We start from the raw sequence: 16,634 nt of genomic DNA on the forward strand, positions 1-16,634 counted from the left end.
GGATGGGGTTATTGCTGGTCACTGACCTGAAGCTGTCCATCCCACCCGCCACCCAGTGCAGCAATCAACTGCACGCTGGCGATCAAGCGGCTCTGCAGCAAGCTCAGCACGTTGCGTTCGTTGCTCAACGCCGTGGCCTGAACCACCACCACATCCAGATAAGCGATCAACCCGGCCTTGTACTGGTTCCGGGTCAAGCGAAGGGACTCGCGTGCCGCATCCAGTGCTTCCTGGCGCACCTTGGCTTCGTCTTCCAGCACCTTGAGCTGCACCAGATAGTTTTCCACTTCACGGAAGCCATCGAGCACAGTCTGGCGGTACTTGGCGACGGTCTCGTCATAGGCCGCTTCGCTGCGATCGACTTCCGCCGAGCGCTGCCCACCGTCGAACAGGGTCATGGCCAGTTGCGGGCCGACCGACCAGAAGCGGTTCGGCACGCTGATCCAGTTGTTAGAGGTGCTGCTGCTATAACCGCCGTTCAGGCTCAGGGTCAGGTCTGGGTAGTAAGCGGCTTTGGCCACGCCGATGTTGGCGTTGGCGGCCATCACCGAGCGCTCGGCGGAAGCGATGTCCGGGCGGCGTTCCAGCAACTGCGAAGGCAGGCTCAGCGGCACCTGCGGCAATGCCGGGATGTCCTGTGTTTCAGCCAGGCCGAACTCGGCCGGCGGCAGACCAATCAGTACGGCGATGGCGTTCTCGAACTGCGCGCGCTGCCAAATCAGGTCGACCATTTCTGCCTGGGTGCTTTTGAGCTGCGTGGTGGCCTGGGCCACTGCGTCCTTGCCGGAGACACCAGCGCGGTACTGGTTTTCGGTCATTGTCAGCGAACGTTGATAGGCCTCGACCGTCGCTTCCAGCAGGCGTTTCTGTTCGTCGATCACCCGCAGTTGCAGGTAGTTCTGCACCAGCTCCGATTGCTGGCTCAGGCGCATCGCCGCCAAGTCAGCAAAACTCGCCTCGGCGTTGGCCGTGTCGGCTTCCAGGCCTCGGCGCAATTTGCCCCAGACGTCTGCTTCCCAGCTAACCCCGGCCTGCGCCGTATAGGTGTCGCGAATACCACTGGAGGAACTGCTCAGGCTCGAACTGCTGCTACCGGTGCCTTGGCTGGAACGGGTTTTCCCGACCGTCAGGTCCACCGTCGGGAAAAACGCCCCCCGGGCACTGCGCACCAAGGCCTGGGCCTGTCGGTACTGGGCTTCGGACTGGGCGACGGTCTGGTTTGCACTGTTGAGTTTTTCGATCAAACCATTGAGCTGCTGATCGCCATACAGCTCCCACCAGGCTCCCCGCGCCAGAGAATCGCTGGGATTGGCCTGACGCCAGCCAGCCGCTTCCTTGTACTGTGCCGGCGCGGCGGCTGGCGGGCGCTGGTAATCCGGGCCGATGGCGCAGGCACTGAGCATCGCTACGCACAGCGACAGGCTCAGCAAGCGCGAGCCTCGGGCTGTGATCAGCGGTGCAACCAGGTTGATAAGCGAACGGTCAGTCATAGCGGAGTTTCCAGAGCAGCATCGGTACGCACCCCACGCCAGTGGTTGAAGCGATGGCGCAGTTTGTCGAGATAGAGGTAAACCACCGGGGTGGTGTAAAGGGTCAGCACCTGGCTGAAGACCAGCCCGCCGATGATGGTCAGGCCCAGCGGCTGCCGCATTTCCGCCCCTTCGGCCCGGCTCAGCAGCAACGGCAAGGCACCGAGGATCGCCGCCAGAGTGGTCATCAGAATCGGTCGCAGCCGTTGCAGACAGGCGCTGCGGATCGACTCCAGCGGCTCAAGGCCTTGGTGCCGTTCCAGTTGCAGCGCCAGGTCGATCATCAGAATCGCGTTTTTCTTCACCACGCCGATCAGCAAGAACAACCCAAGCAAGGAAATCAGGCTGAACTCGCCGCCCAGCACATAGATCGACAACAACGCCCCGACCCCGGCCGACGGCAAGGTCGAGAGAATGGTCAGCGGATGAATGTAGCTTTCATACAGCACGCCCAGCACCAGATACACCGCCACCAGCGCGCCAAGGATCATCCACGGCTGGCTCTTCTGAGCGGCGGCGAAGGCGTCGGCGGTGCCGGCCATTTTCGCGATGACGTCTTCCGGCAGACCGACCTTGGCAATCGCCCGCTCGATGGCCGCCGAGCCCTGCTCCACCGTCACGCCTTCGGCCATGTCGAAGGCGATGCTTTCTGAAGCGAACTGGCCTTCGTGGCTGACCCGGTCGTCTTCCAGGCTGTTTTCGTAGTGAGCGATGGTCGACAGCGGAATCCGCGCACCGTCGGCGGTGATCACCTGCACTTGCTTGAGCGTGATCGGGTCCTGGGCGTATTTCGGGTTGACCTCCATCACTACCTGATACTGGTTGAGGCTGTCGTAGATCGTCGAAATCTGCCGCTGGCTGTAGGCGTTGTTCAGCACCGCCGTGACCATGTCCATGTCCACGCCCAGTCGCTTGGCCTGATCCCGATCGACAATCAGGGTCACTTGCGGGGCGCCACGGCCTTCGCGTGCGTCAATCGCCGTCAATTCCGGCAGCGCCTTGAGGGCGGTGACGACTTTCGGATACCACTCGCGCAACGCGCCAAGATCGCCGCTTTGCAGGATGTAGGAATACTGCGAGGAGGTCTGCTCGCGGCCGCCGCCAAATTGCAGGTCCTGATCGGCCATCAGCATCAATTGCGCACCGGGCACCTTGGGCATTTCCTTGCGCAGGCGTTCGATGACTTTCTGCGCGGACAGGTTGCGTTCCTTGATCGGCTTGAGCCGCACCAGCATGAAGGCGTTGTTGGTGCCGTTGTTGCCACCGATAAACCCAGCGACGCTCTCCACCGCCTCGTCCTTGAGCACGGCGCGGCGGAAGACTTCCATCTTCGGCTGCATCACGCTGAACGACAGGCTGTCGTCGCCACGCACGAAACCGATCAATTGGCCGGTGTCTTGCTGAGGCAAGAAGGTTTTAGGAACAACGACATACAGCGCGATATTCACGCCAATCGTCACGATCAGGCTAAGCAAGGTCAGCCGACGGTGACGCAGCACCCAGTCGAGGCTGGTGGCGTATTTGCCGACCATCCACTCGTTGGTCCGTTGGCTCCAGCGTTGCAGGCGGTTTTCCTGCCCCGGCGTATGCGGCTTGAGCCAGCGTGCGCAGAGCATCGGCGTCAGCGTCAGCGACACCAGCAACGACACCACGATGGCGGCCGCCAGGGTGATGGAAAACTCGCGAAACAGGCTTTCGATGATCCCGCCCATGAACAGGATCGACAGAAACACCGCCACCAGCGAGACGTTCATCGACAGCAGCGTAAAACCGACTTCCTGGGCCCCGAGGTACGCGGCCTTCATCGGCGGCACGCCCTTGTCGATGTGCCGGGAAATGTTCTCCAGCACCACGATGGCGTCGTCCACCACCAGCCCGGTGGCCAGGATCAGCGCCATCAGCGACAGGTTGTTCAGGGAGAACCCGTAGAGGTACATCACCGCAAACGTGCCCACCAGCGACACCGGCACCGCCAGGGTCGGAATCAGCGAGGCACGGAAGTTACCGAGAAACAGGAACACCACCAAAATCACCAGCGCCACGGCAATCAGCAAAGTCATTTCCGCTTCATGCAGGGTGGCCTTGATCACCGGCGAACGGTCCATCGCCAGGTTCAGTTTGACGCTGGCCGGCAGCACGGCCTGCAACGCCGGCAGCTGCGCCTTGATCTCGTTGACCGTCTCGATGATGTTGGCGCCGGCCTGGCGGTTGATCACCAGCAACACCGCCGCGTCGTCGTTGAAGAACCCGCTGTTGTAGCGGTCCTCGACGCCGTCGCTGACCTTGGCCACATCCTTCAGGCGCAGGGCCGCGCCGTCGGCGTAGTGAATGATCAGCGACTCGTAATCCTTGGCTTTCTCCAGTTGATCGTTGGCCTGCACCTGCCACAGCCGCTGACCGTCTTCGACCGAGCCTTTGGGCCGGCGTACGTTGGCGTTGGCGATGGTGGTGCGCACATCGTCCAGGGCCACGCCGTACTGGTTGAGCGCCTGGGGTTCGAGTTCGATGCGCACCGCCGGCAACGAACTGCCACCGATCTGCACTTCACCCACGCCCTGCACCTGCGACAGGCTTTGCGACAAAATGGTCGAGGCCAAGTCATAGAGCTGGCCTTTTTCCAGCACATCCGAAGTCAACGACAGTACCATGATCGGCGCCTGGGACGGATTGACCTTCTTGTAGGTGGGCATGCTGCGCATCCCGCTTGGCAGCAAATTGCGCGAGGCGTTGATCGCCGCCTGCACCTCCCGCGCCGCGCCGTTGATGTCGCGGTCCAGATCGAACTGCAAAATCACTCGGGTCGAACCCTGGCTGGAACGGCTGCTCATGGTGTTGACCCCGGCGATGGCGCCGAAGGAACGCTCAAGCGGCGTGGCCACGGTCGAGGCCATGACCTCGGGGCTTGCACCGGGCAAACTCGCCTGAACCACGATCACCGGGAAGTCCATCTGCGGCAGCGGCGATACCGGTAACAGGCCGAAGCTCACACCGCCCAGCAACATGATCGCCAGGCTCAACAACATCGTTGCGACCGGGCGTTTGATGAAAGGTCCGGACAGGTTCATGGCTGTTCTACCGGTTCCACAGACTCGGACTTACGGCCCCAGCGCCGCCCGAGGCGGTCGAAGTACAAGTAGATGACAGGCGTGGTGAACAGCGTCAGCACCTGACTCACCAGCAAGCCGCCGACCATCACCAGCCCCAGAGGTTGGCGCAGTTCCGCGCCGGAACCCGTGGCCAGCATCAGCGGCACCGCGCCGAACAACGCGGCCAGGGTGGTCATCAGAATCGGCCGGAAGCGCAACAGCGCTGCCTGATAGATCGCGGTTTGCGGGTCCATGCCCTGGTTGCGTTCAGCTTCTAGGGCGAAGTCGATCATCATGATCGCGTTCTTTTTCACGATACCAATCAGCAGGATGATGCCGATGATCGCGATCATCCCCAGGTCATTGCCGCTCAACAGCAACGCCAGCAAGGCGCCGACCGCCGCCGAGGGCAAGGTCGAGAGAATGGTAATCGGGTGAATGTAACTCTCGTAGAGCACGCCGAGCACGATGTACATGGTCACCACCGCCGCCAGAATCAGCAGCAAGGTGCTCGACAGCGACGCCTGGAACGCTTCGGCCGCGCCCTGGAACTGGGTCTGCACGCCAATCGGCATGCCGATGTCTTTCTGCACCTGATCGATGATCTCGACCGCATGCCCCAGTGCCACGCCGGGCGCCAGGTTGAAGGACATCATCACCGCCGGGAACTGGCCGATGTGGGTGATCGCCAGTTGCGCCTGACGCTCCTCGACATGCGCCAGGCTGGACAGGCGCACCTGACCGCCATCGGTGGTCTTGACGTGAATCTGGTTCAGCGCATCCGGGCCGATCTTCTCGCCGGACTGCGACTGCAGCACCACGCGGTACTGGCTGGCCTGGGTGTAAATGGTGGAAATCTGCCGCTGACCGAAGGCGTCGTACAGCGCGTCGGTGATGTTCGATACGGATACACCGACCCGCGACGCCGCATCGCGGTCGATCACCAGATAAACCTGCAAGCCCTTGTCCTGCAAATCGCTGGCGACGTCGGTCAACTCCGGCCGTTGCGCCAGAGCCTCCACCAGACGCCCGCTCCACAGGCTGAGCAACTCGGCATCCGGCGACGACATGCTGAACTGGTACTGCGTGCGGCTGACCCGGTCTTCGATGGTCAGGTCCTGCACCGGCTGCATGAACAGACGAATGCCGACCAGCTTGTCCAGCTCCGGTTGCAGGCGCGCAATCACTTCGGTGGCACTCAGGTCGCGATTGCTGTGGGATTTGAGGTTGATCAGCAACCGACCGCTGTTCAACGTCGAGTTGTCACCGTCGACCCCGATATAGGACGACAGGCTCTCGACCGCCGGATCGGCCAGGATCACCTTGGCCAGTTGCTGCTGGCGCTCGCTCATCGCCGCAAAGGAAATCGACTGCGGCGCCTCGGAAATACCCTGGATCACGCCGGTGTCCTGCACCGGGAAGAAGCCCTTGGGCACCACCATGTACAGGAATACGGTCAACGCCAGCGTGCCAATGGCCACCATCAGTGTCAGCGGTTGGTGCTTGAGAACCCACTTTAACTTGCGCCCGTAAGCCGCGATCATCCAATCAATTGCGGCACCACTGGAGCGGTAGAACCGGCCCTGTTCTGCTTCCTTGGGCTCACGCTTGAGCAGCCGCGCGCACATCATTGGCGTCAGGGTCAGGGACACCACCAGAGAAATCAGGATCGCCACCGCCAGGGTGATCGCGAACTCGCGAAATAAGCGCCCCACCACGTCGGCCATGAACAGCAGCGGAATCAACACCGCGATCAGCGACAGGGTCAGGGAAATCAGGGTGAAGCCAATCTGCTTGGCGCCCTTGAGCGCCGCTTGCAGCGGGCTGTCACCCTCTTCGATATATCGGGAGATGTTCTCCAGCATGACGATCGCATCGTCCACCACGAAACCGGTGGCGATGGTCAGCGCCATCAGGGTCAGGTTGTTGACCGAAAAGCCTGCGAGGTACATCACGCCGAAGGTGCCGATCAACGACAGCGGCACGGCCACCGACGGAATGATCGTGGCGCTGGCCCGCCGCAGGAACAGGAACGTGACCATCACCACCAGCGCGATGGCGATCAGCAGTTCGTGTTGCACGTCGGTGACCGAGGCGCGGATGGTCTGGGTGCGGTCGGTGAGTACCGTGACCTCGAGACCGGCCGGCAGGTTGTCGGTGATGCTTGGCAGCAAAGCCTTGATCCGGTCGACCACCTCGATGACGTTGGCCCCGGGCTGGCGCTGAATGTTCAGCAATACCGCCTGGTTTTCGTTGGCCCAGGCGGCAAGACGTTCGTTCTCGGCGCCGTCGACAATTTCTGCCACGTCCTTGAGCCGCAACGGTGCGCCATTGCTGTAGGCCAGAATCAGGTTGGCGTAGTCCTTGGGCGAAGTCAGCTGGTCGTTGGCGTCGAGCATCGACACCCGGGTCGGGCCGTCGAAGTTGCCCTTGGGCTGATTGACGTTGGAGGCGCCGATCAACGTGCGCACGTCCGACAGGTTCAGGCCATTGGCCGCCAAGGCCTCGGGGTTGACCTTGATCCGCACTGCCTGACGCTGGCCGCCGGCAATGCTGACCATGCCGACGCCGCTGATCTGCGCGATTTTCTGCGCCATGCGGGTGTCGACCAAATCATTGAGCTTGGGCAACAGCATGGTTTTTGAGGTGATGGCGAGGGTCAGCACCGGGGTGTCCGCCGGGTTGACCTTGTTGTACACCGGCGGTGCTGGCAGGTCTTTGGGCAGCAAGTTGGTCGCGGCGTTGATCGCCGCCTGCACCTGCTGCTCGGCGACGTCCATGTTGATGTCAAGGCTGAAACGCAGGGTCAGCACCGAGGCGCCGCCGGAACTGGTGGACGCCATCTGGGTCAGGCCGGGCATCTGCCCGAATTGGCGCTCCAGCGGCGCGGTCACGGCGCTGGTCATAACATCCGGGCTGGCACCGGGATAGAGCGTCATGACGCGAATGGTCGGGTAGTCGACCTGGGGCAATGCCGACACCGGCAGCAGCCGATAAGCAATCACGCCGGCCAGAATAATCGCCAGCATGCTCAGGGTCGTGGCGACCGGGCGAAGGATGAACAGCCGCGAGATGTTCATGCGCCGCCCTTTTTCGCCTTGTCGGTGGTCGTCGCGTCAGGCGCAGTGGCGGCCGACTTGCCTTGCAAGTGTTCGGTCGGGGTGGTCGGCACATCCTTGCTGTCGTTGACGACCTCCACTTCGCTGCCTTCCTTCAGGCGGTCGGTGCCTTCCAGCACCACCCGATCGCCAGCGGCCAGGCCTTCGGTGATCACCGTGTTATCACCGTCACTGGCGCCGACTTTCAACTGGCGGATGGTGACCTTCTTGTCACCGTCCATGGCATAGACGAACGTGCCGTTGGTGCCGAACTGGATCGCCGCCGAAGGCGCAAGCACCACGCCTTTGAGGGTGTCGGCCAGCAGGTGGACGTTGACGAACTGATTCGGGAACAACGCTTGATCACGGTTCTCGTAGCGGGCCTTGAATTTCAGGGTACCGGTGGTGACGTCGATCTGGTTATCGAGGCTTTGCAATACGCCAGTCGCCTGCAATTTTGTGTCGCCGCGGTCCCAGGCTTCGGCGGGCAGCTTGGCGCCGGTGCGATAGCGGGCCAGCACGGTTTCCAGGCTGTTTTCCGGCAAGGTGAAGGCCACGCTGATCGGTTGAGTCTGGGTGATGATCACCAGCGCCGTGGTGTCGTTGGCCGCCACAAGGTTGCCGACGTCCAGCTGACGCAGGCCCACACGCCCGGCGATCGGGGCGCGAATTTTGGTGAATTCCAGATTGAGCTTGGCGTCGTTGACCGCCGCCTGATTGGTCTTGACCGTGCCCAGGTACTGCCCGACCAATGCTTCGGCGGTGTCCAGGGTTTGCTTGGCGATACTGTCTTCGCGGTACAGGCCGCGATAGCGCTCGACATCGACCTGGGCGTTTTTCAGTTGCGCCTGATTCTGTAGCAACGTGCCTTCAGCCTGGAGCAAGGCGTTCTGGTAAGGACGCGGGTCAATCTCGGCCAGCAGGTCGCCTGCCTTGACCATTTGCCCTTCTTCGAACGAAATCTTGATCAGCTCGCCGCCCACCCGGCTGCGCACATTGATGGTGTTCAGCGCCGTGACCGTACCCAGCGCCTTGTAATACAGCGGGAAATCGCCCTTAACCGCTGGCGCCACGCGCACCGGAACCGGACCGGTCGCCCCGCCGAACCCCGGACGCATCCCCCCCGACCGGCCGGTGTGCCCGGCAACGGCTTTCTGCCCTGCGCCCTCCTTCGGGCTGCTGCTTGCGGGCCAGAATTTCCAGCACAGGCCAGCGATGACCAACAGGACAAGCAGGCCGAACAGCCAGCGACGAGGATTGCGGGAAGCGGAGGATTGCATGGAATGATCAACCATTGGGCGCGTGAAGCTTCTTTCTACAGGAGGCTGAACGATAAGCACTGGCGGGTATTAAGCAAAGCGCCTTTACCGGCAATTTACCTTTGGCTTACGTAACAGGAGGTTTGGCTAAGACACTGAAGCACAAATGAAAACGGCCTGGACAGAGCCAGGCCGTTAACAATTGTAAAAGTAAACTTATTTCAGAACGGCAAGTGCTGCTTCGTAGTTCGGTTCTTCAGCGATTTCCTTGACCAGTTCGCTGTGCAGGACCTTGTCGTTTTCGTCCAGCACCACGACGGCACGGGCGGTCAGGCCTTTGAGCGGGCCATCGGCAATCGCCACACCGTAGTTCTCGATGAACTCGGCACCGCGCAGGGTCGACAGGTTCTGGACGTTTTCCAGGCCTTCGGCGCCGCAGAAGCGGGCTTGGGCGAACGGCAGGTCAGCGGAGATGCACAGCACCACGGTGTTGGCGATGTCATTGGCCTGGGCGTTGAACTTGCGCACGGAGGTAGCGCAGGTCGGGGTGTCGATACTTGGGAAGATGTTCAGCACTTTGCGCTTGCCGGCGAAGCTCGCCAGGGTCACATCGGACAGATTGCCCGCAACCAGGGAAAAGGCTGGCGCCTGGGAACCGGCTTGTGGCAATTGGCCGTTGACTTGAACCGGGTTGCCTTTAAGAGTGACTTGAGCCATGAACGGAGTCCTTCTGAACGTTGGTGTAGAGAATTTTGACGAGGCCGAAGTTAACCACGAAATGGTCTGGCGACCTATGCCCAGATACAAATTGTGATATGTCGTCGCACAAAACTGGATACACGCGTTTCAACAAAACTTACTGACACTGCATAACCCTGTGGGAGCGGGCTTGTGTGGCGAGGGAGCTTGCTCCCGTTCGACTGCGTAGCCGCCGCAAAGCTTTTGGGGCCGCTTCGCGACCCAGCGGGAGCAAGCTCCCTCGCCACATAAGCCTCACTCCTACAGACAGATCGGTGTCAGCCCAGCAATCGAAGCATATTGCGGTGCCGCGCTTCGAAAACCCGCCGCATGTAGGCATTGACCACCAGCCACTCCAACGGCGCGCCCCCCATGGCCGCATAGGTCACACGGTCGGTGTACAGCGTACCGCCCTCACCCGCTGCAACCCGATGTTCATGACGAAAGGCAGCCATTGGCCCCTTGAGCATTTCATCGATGAAATGGTGCTCGCCCACCTCGCGGATCACCACCGTCCAGCTCACAGGAATGATATTGAACATCCAATGGCAAAAGCGGAACTGGCGACCGGCTTCGATACGCAGGTTACTTAAATCGATATCGCTCAACAGTGTGACGCGCTCTGGAAAGATCTTCGGGAAGTTGACGCCTTCCAGGCAGAAGTCGAGGACTAGCTCAGGTGTGCGGTTGGGGATCAGGGTAGTGAGTTCCAGTACAGGCATAGACGGTAACATTCCTTTGTTTGGCGGGATGGTTGATGAGTAGCTGCGTTGGAGCAAAGTGGTACTAGGACTTCGCTTCAGCAACGGTCATTTCGGGATATTCGCGCCGATCTCGGAACATGATGTAAAGCGGGTCCAGGCCAGACGCTGGCGGGAAGACGACAACATAGTCATCGCAACGAATCGCAGCCATGTCGCTGAAGGACTCCAACACAGGCACAGGCGAAGAGCGAAGGAATCCCAGCCGATACTCGGGGGATGGCGTCAGGGTCGAGATGGTTTCAAGGTTAGCTGGCGCGCTCCAGCTCACAATTGCCGGGACCGGCCCGTCAGCGGTAAAACAATAGGTCTTCAGCTGCTCATTCCAGACGGCGGCTCGCACCCTCACTCTGGACGACAATGCATTGCCATTAGTCGGCGTAATGGCCACCTGTAACAACGTCTTTATTTCTCTCAGGCCTCGGGACATCGTCCCTGGTGGAACGGCGTACGTGCCGCTGCTCATCCTGAACGGAAGATCGACTTCGGCCCCCGTCGCGGCCAGGCCTTGCCAATCCTGGCCCTCGATCGGCAGCAACTCGAGCAGAGGAACGCTGAGCCCATACCTCCCCACTTCGGCCCGACTGGAAAAATCGAATTGCAGCACCGCTGCGTATCGACCTTGATGGTCTTGCGCTCCCGAGGTTATCTGCCAGGTAAACTCCGCCACTGCCGAGCGTATGGCTTTTTGCAGTGCAACCCGATGGGTCTCCAAGGGTTGCGAAAGACCACCATCGAGGAAAATACCCGGTCGCGCATTGGCAAAGGCAAGCGGTGCAAACAGCAGCCCGGACGCTTGAGTCGGCCCTGCTCCCTGCTGGTAACGCTGATCAACGAGCTGTGTTTGCGCGACCACCAGCAGTGCTTCAGCGTCCGCTTGAAAGCGATGGAGGCGTTGATTGATCTCGTTCAGCTTCGCCAGATAACGGTCGTAAATAACGCTGACCTGCTGGGCGATGTTTTGCCACTGCGCGTGTTCGGACCGGGCGTAGGACAGGTCGCGCCGCGCGCTGTCCTTTTTGAACTCGATACGCATTTTCCAGAATTCGTACTGGCGGGTTGCCAGGCGCGCTTCAAATTCAGAAGCCTCCAGAGCACGGATGTCCGCCTCGCGCCCTCGGATGTCTACGTGTTCGCTCTGTCGTTGACGCAAGTATTTGATGCGTTGCTCGAAAAGACTGAGTGCAACTTCTGCAGCGCGCTCTGAAGCCGCCAGATCAACGGCGATTTTTTGTACGTCAGCCAGATTTTGCGCAATACGCTGCTGCGTCATCTGCTCCAGGGTCAGCGGTGCTCCCGGTCTTGCAGCAACCGGACGCGGAACAGGAGCGCCCTCCCCCTTGAACGCAGCACGGCCCTGTTTGTGGTGCCAGTCTTTGACGTAGTACACGACCGAGCCGGAGGAGTGGGCGTTATAGTCATCCTCTGGCGGATAAAACAGCAGGTCCCCCCCTTTGGGGTGACCCACGATGCGGTCGAAATGATTGATCAGTCGGTCGTGATCCTGTTTCGGCAGATCAACGGCCCAGATTCTGTTCACCAGGGCCTGAAATTCCGATTCGGTGTAATCCTTGAGTGTTGCTTTAAGTTCCATCTTTATTGCTTCCTTGTTTCTGGCACACAACGGCTGCCAGATAACAGCATCTGCTCATGCTGTGATGAGCAGATGCCTTTGAATTGTAGGCGTGCAGTTACTCTGGCTTGAAGCCGGGTTTGTTATTGAGTGCGCGCCATTCTTTGACTTCTTTCAGGATGCCCTCAGGGCTGTCCTCTTGGCCTTCCTTGGGATAGAAGATGACGTCAGAGCGGTCGGGGTGTTCGGTAATCATTTCAAAATGCTGAACGCGCTCAATCATATAGTTATCAAACTCGTCCGCTGTTAAGTCCTCTCCTCCATCAAAAAGCTCTCTAAGGAAATCAAGAAATTCAGACTCTGTGTAATCTTCGAGGCGCGAGGTGTGTTTCATAATTAATTGCCTCCTTTGTGTACAAGAACATGTCGTCTCGGCGTCATTACCACAATATTCTCCATGTCATACACCCCGCCACCTTGTGCAATTTCTAATCGGTGATGGAGTTCAAACTTTACTCGACCTCCGTACTGATCATTTGTGATTGGGAAAGGTGCGCTGCCCTTGCGCATAAACCTTAAGTTTGTGGCATTGAACTGAGTGTTTAAGCTTATGTCAGCCGCAACAGTTCTCCAAAACGCCTCTCTGAACCTATGAAAGTTAGCAAACTCCTTCCCTCTTAACTGGTCTGCGATCTGCGAAGGAATCGGCGCACCGTCCGTTCGTGCGACTTCGCCGAGCCATACCCCTGAAACCGACTCCCCAAACCCCATCGCCACACCTGGATCATCTCGCCGGTCCAGAAACAGAACATCCGGCGAAGGCAACTCCATATCCGCCGGATACCCCGGAATACTGGCACCGATCTGCCCTTCGTCAACAGCCGGAAACGTCTCGTTTTGCGGTAGGACCGGGATGGCCGGTGTGCCGGGATAAACCGCTGGAATCGGCGGTATGACAGGTAAGGTTGTAGGACCGAGCTGTTCGATACCTGGCGGAACCAGGGGTGTCCAGGTTCCGACGCCGACCGGACGAATCGGCCAGGGCAGGACCGCAGGAGTGATCCCCAGTTGTCCCTGGCTGCTTTGCGGCGTGGTGATGCTGATTTTGTCGAGGTTGAAAGGATTGGCGCCGAACTCCGCCCGCTCCTGGTAGCGCAGTTCGAACTCGCGTCGCTCACCGACCCAGGTACTTTTCGGTGCATAGGGCGCGAAGCCTTGTTCGATGCGTTTTTTGTTGACCTTATCGAATTGGGCGATGAGCGCCGGATGCTCGCCTAGGGTTCGCCACAGCGCTTCATCGAAAGTGGCGAGCGACTTGAATTCACGGCCACGGAACTGGTCGCCGATCTGCACGGGAATGGCGGCACCTTGTGCCTGGCTCGCGGTTTTCCACCAGTCATTCGCCGCCGGTTTACCGACCCCTGTGACGACGCCCGAGCCTATGGGTGGCAGATTGAAGGTGAAGTAAATCGGCGGCTGATCAGGCACGCACACAATGCAATCGCTGATACGCAGATCGACGCCCGTCGCAATGGCCTCGACCTGTGGTGTCAACATGCTCAGGCCGGGCTGACTGGCAGTGGCAACCTGAGTGGTGTCCTGGGTGAATTGCAGGTGCCTGGCTGGCGATCCGGGAATCTCGGCGCTATAGCGGCCGGTCAGCGGGTCAAGCACCGCGTTGATGACCGGCACATCAGCACCAATATCATCGCCCGTAGTGACAGCGATGATCGCGGTGCCTTCCGGCACGGTTTCAGGTTTTAGTCGGTACGCGACCTCCACTGAACCGCCCGCATCGGCGACCGATTGCATCGCTTGGCGGTCAGTAAGGCCCAACGCTTGCGCCGGCACCCCGAAAGCCTGAAACAAACGCTGACGTTGCTCAGCGCTCAACTCACCATTGCCAAGGGTTGGCGAGTACACCATCGCAGTGACGAACACCGGCCCCGTTTTTGCGGCAATCCCCCCGAAATCAATGAAGGCATTGACGGCAGACTGGACAGCCATCTCAAGCACTGCAGCGCCTTGCTGCGCAACGAATATACCCTCGCGCGTCAAAGCCATCCCGCCAGCCGTCAGCGAAGACATGGGGATCGTAAGCGAGTTAGCCTGCCTGACCCGCTCGACCCGTACATCTTCATCGGTCTGCTGCTTGAAGCGAACTCGAGCTTCACGCTGCTCCGCGTACTGGCGCTGGGCCTCCCAGACCGCTTCCCTTTCGCGCCAGACAATCGTCTGCTCGACATGACGCCTGGCCAGCGCGTTGGACTTGTCAGTGAGTGCGCTTATCTGTGCGGATAGCAGCCGCGCTTCGTGGGCAGCGTTGTAGGCGTTTTCCCAGATCTGGTGGCCGTCGTTGAGTGCCTGGCCGAACTGCCCCAGTCGCGTCAGGTAATCGTTCGAAGTGCGGATAAGTGGATCGTGCCCATCGAATGAGCGAGCGACCGCGTTCCTGCCATTGATCTCGGCGGTTTTTCGGGCGATGAGCCCGTCGATTTCGTTTTTTTCTTTGGTAATCAGGTAAAGCTGCCAGCGTTCACTCGAATCGCTGTTGGGCGGCCGTCGAGTAGCCGATATTTCGTGTTCAAGGGATGGCGCGAGTTGCCCTGCCTTGTCGACAAAACGACGGTCCACCTCAGCCCTGATGACGTCGTGACGCTGCGCCAGCCCCGCCAGAAACTGGTGAAGAGCCTGGACGCGGGCCTGTTCCTGCGTTTGTGCAGCGGCGGCCTGTGCTTGAGCCGCCTCGGCCTGCGCTTTGGCCTCGGCTTGCGCGCGCTCTTTTTCCTTTTTCTGACGATCCGCTTCTATGGCTCGCCTTCGGGCCTTTTGCTTTTTCTTGCTGGTTTTACCGAACCCGCCTGAAACCCCTCCGCCGCCACCAAAACCGCCGCCAGAGCCACCACTGGAAGCGGGTGGTCCGGACCTGATGACAACACTGCCTGACGTTCCATCGTAATGTGTTTGTTGTGCCATACAGTCACTCCTTGTCTGTAGGGCACAGCATGTCGATGGAGCCGCAGTCGGGTGCGGTACATAGTTATCGGTGTGGATTTAAATCGAAGTGCTATTGGGGGGGATGAGCCACCCACGTCGGTAACAAATCCGCTCCTTTTGCGGTTTTTCGTTAGAGGTAGTGTCGATTCAGGCGAACGCCATTCGACTAGACAGCAAATCTCTCAAATCCAGCGGAGACAAGACCATGCGATTCATGATCATTGTGAAAGCCAGCCCGGATTCCGAAGCCGGTGTGATGCCCAGCGAAGAACTGATGACCGCGATGGGCAATTTCAACGAGGAGCTGGCCAAGGCCGGCATCCTTATCGATTGCGATGGCCTGCAGCCCAGCAGCAAAGGCGCCCGCGTGCGTTTCTCGGGTGACCAGCGCACAGTGATCGACGGCCCGTTCGCCGCGACCAAAGAGCTGATCGCCGGCTATTGGCTGTGGCAGGTGAAGTCGAAAGATGAAGCGATCGAGTGGGTCAAGCGCTGCCCTAACCCGATGCCGGGGACAGAGGCCGAGATCGAGATTCGTCAGGTGTACGAGGCCGAAGACTTCGGTGCCGAATTCACACCACAATTGCGCGAGCAGGAAGAACGAGTGCGTGCGCAGGCGAAGAAGCACTGAAGCACACCTGACATACCGCTTTCGCGAGCAAGCCCGCTCCTACATTTGATCTCTGGCGTACACAGAATGTGTGACCAAAACAGATCCAGTGTGGGAGCGGGCTTGCTCGCGAAGAGGCCCTCAGCCTCGCCGCATTACTTGGACTTGGACTTGAGTTTCAGATACGACTGATGCATATCCGATGCCCAGCCATCGATCACGTTTTTCACGTCACTGGCCTTCATCACCTGATCTGCGCTTTCCAGCGGTTTGCCAATGCCCTTGCGCACCACTTGGGCCACGACTTTGTTGTTGGCGCCGTCGAGAAACACCGCTTCGGTGGCCAGATTGGTTTCCTGGTCGCGAATGCCGCTGGCTGTACTGACTGCCGCCGCCACCAAGGCAATCGGGATCACTTCATAAGGCTGGAGGCCTTCGGTCTTGCTGGTAACAGAGGTGATCGCCGCACGCACCACCATAACGCCAGGGCCGGGGCCGCTGGCCAATGGCAGGGATTTACCCACCTCGCGTTTGAGCGCCTGATCGTAGTAGCTGGTGATGCCGTTCAGCGTGGCCTGAGGGATTTTCACCGTCGGTTGCGGTTTGGGATAGAGCTGAGTCGGCTCGATGTAGACACTGGTGAACTTGTTGACGTCGAGCTTGGGGTCCATCCAGCGCATGACCACGGCGCCCGATGGCGACTTGGCTTCCTTAAGCTGACTGTAGTCCTTGAGAAAGCCGGAATACTGGTCCGGCTCGACGACTTTGCTCGAGCAGCCCACCACCCCGAGCGAGGCGATGCACAGTGTGCTCATCAGTAACGCAAGCTTCATGCTGTAACTCCTGTCAGAAGGCCGGGCAACAATATTGCATAGGGGAATTACAGGTATAGCCAATGCCCGGCACTTTGTTATCAAAAAGGCACAATATTCATCCATTGCTGAAGTGATCGCGGCAATATTCAAAGGCCCCTTCGCGGGCAA

Annotated in this window: 11 protein-coding genes; 1 reads left to right on the forward strand and 10 read right to left on the reverse strand. The window is 59.7% G+C overall.

Annotated elements, in window-relative coordinates:
* Nucleotides 1–8 precede the first annotated feature (8 nt).
* From PSH65_RS17360 to PSH65_RS17400, 9 genes are all read right to left on the reverse strand, one after another.
* Entirely contained in the window at nucleotides 9–1,490 is a 1,482-nt protein-coding gene (locus PSH65_RS17360; protein ID WP_305421471.1) for an efflux transporter outer membrane subunit, read from the reverse strand.
* Nucleotides 1,487–4,594 carry an efflux RND transporter permease subunit gene (locus PSH65_RS17365; RefSeq protein WP_305421472.1) on the reverse strand — a complete coding sequence of 1,036 codons (3,108 nt, stop codon included), beginning with the start codon at nucleotides 4,592–4,594 and terminating at the stop codon, nucleotides 1,487–1,489. The genes PSH65_RS17360 and PSH65_RS17365 overlap by 4 nt, the downstream gene beginning before the upstream one ends.
* Nucleotides 4,591–7,695, reverse strand: a complete 3,105-nt coding sequence (locus PSH65_RS17370; protein ID WP_305421473.1) for an MdtB/MuxB family multidrug efflux RND transporter permease subunit — start codon at nucleotides 7,693–7,695, stop codon at nucleotides 4,591–4,593. Before PSH65_RS17370 ends, PSH65_RS17365 begins: the two co-directional genes overlap by 4 nt.
* Complete coding sequence (locus tag PSH65_RS17375) at nucleotides 7,692–9,008, reverse strand: MdtA/MuxA family multidrug efflux RND transporter periplasmic adaptor subunit (protein ID WP_305421474.1); 1,317 nt, start codon at nucleotides 9,006–9,008, stop codon at nucleotides 7,692–7,694. Before PSH65_RS17375 ends, PSH65_RS17370 begins: the two co-directional genes overlap by 4 nt.
* 180 nt (nucleotides 9,009–9,188) lie before the next feature.
* On the reverse strand, nucleotides 9,189–9,689 hold the full coding sequence (tpx, locus tag PSH65_RS17380) for a thiol peroxidase (protein ID WP_305421475.1): 501 nt from the start codon (nucleotides 9,687–9,689) through the stop codon (nucleotides 9,189–9,191).
* A 299-nt stretch (nucleotides 9,690–9,988) separates the two neighbouring features.
* Nucleotides 9,989–10,432, reverse strand: coding sequence for a polyketide cyclase (locus tag PSH65_RS17385; RefSeq protein ID WP_305421476.1), 444 nt, complete (start codon nucleotides 10,430–10,432; stop codon nucleotides 9,989–9,991).
* Between the two features lie 64 nt (nucleotides 10,433–10,496).
* On the reverse strand, nucleotides 10,497–12,065 hold the full coding sequence (locus PSH65_RS17390; RefSeq protein WP_305421477.1) for a bacteriocin immunity protein: 1,569 nt from the start codon (nucleotides 12,063–12,065) through the stop codon (nucleotides 10,497–10,499).
* A 97-nt stretch (nucleotides 12,066–12,162) separates the two neighbouring features.
* Nucleotides 12,163–12,438: a bacteriocin immunity protein gene (locus PSH65_RS17395; protein ID WP_305421478.1), complete on the reverse strand. Its 276-nt coding sequence runs from the start codon at nucleotides 12,436–12,438 to the stop codon at nucleotides 12,163–12,165.
* A 2-nt stretch (nucleotides 12,439–12,440) separates the two neighbouring features.
* Nucleotides 12,441–15,020: a hypothetical protein gene (locus tag PSH65_RS17400; RefSeq protein ID WP_305421479.1), complete on the reverse strand. Its 2,580-nt coding sequence runs from the start codon at nucleotides 15,018–15,020 to the stop codon at nucleotides 12,441–12,443.
* A gap of 226 nt (nucleotides 15,021–15,246) precedes the next feature.
* Between PSH65_RS17400 and PSH65_RS17405 the strand changes: the two genes are divergently transcribed.
* Nucleotides 15,247–15,672, forward strand: coding sequence for a YciI family protein (locus PSH65_RS17405; RefSeq protein ID WP_305421480.1), 426 nt, complete (start codon nucleotides 15,247–15,249; stop codon nucleotides 15,670–15,672).
* 134 nt (nucleotides 15,673–15,806) lie between these two features.
* Here PSH65_RS17405 and PSH65_RS17410 read toward each other — a convergent pair whose 3' ends face one another.
* A complete protein-coding gene (locus PSH65_RS17410) occupies nucleotides 15,807–16,484 on the reverse strand; it encodes a DUF3313 domain-containing protein (RefSeq protein WP_305421481.1) in 678 nt (225 codons plus the stop codon).
* Between the last annotated feature and the right edge of the window lie 150 nt (nucleotides 16,485–16,634).

It is taken from the genome of Pseudomonas sp. FP603 (assembly GCF_030687415.1).
Classification (GTDB): domain Bacteria; phylum Pseudomonadota; class Gammaproteobacteria; order Pseudomonadales; family Pseudomonadaceae; genus Aquipseudomonas; species Aquipseudomonas wuhanensis.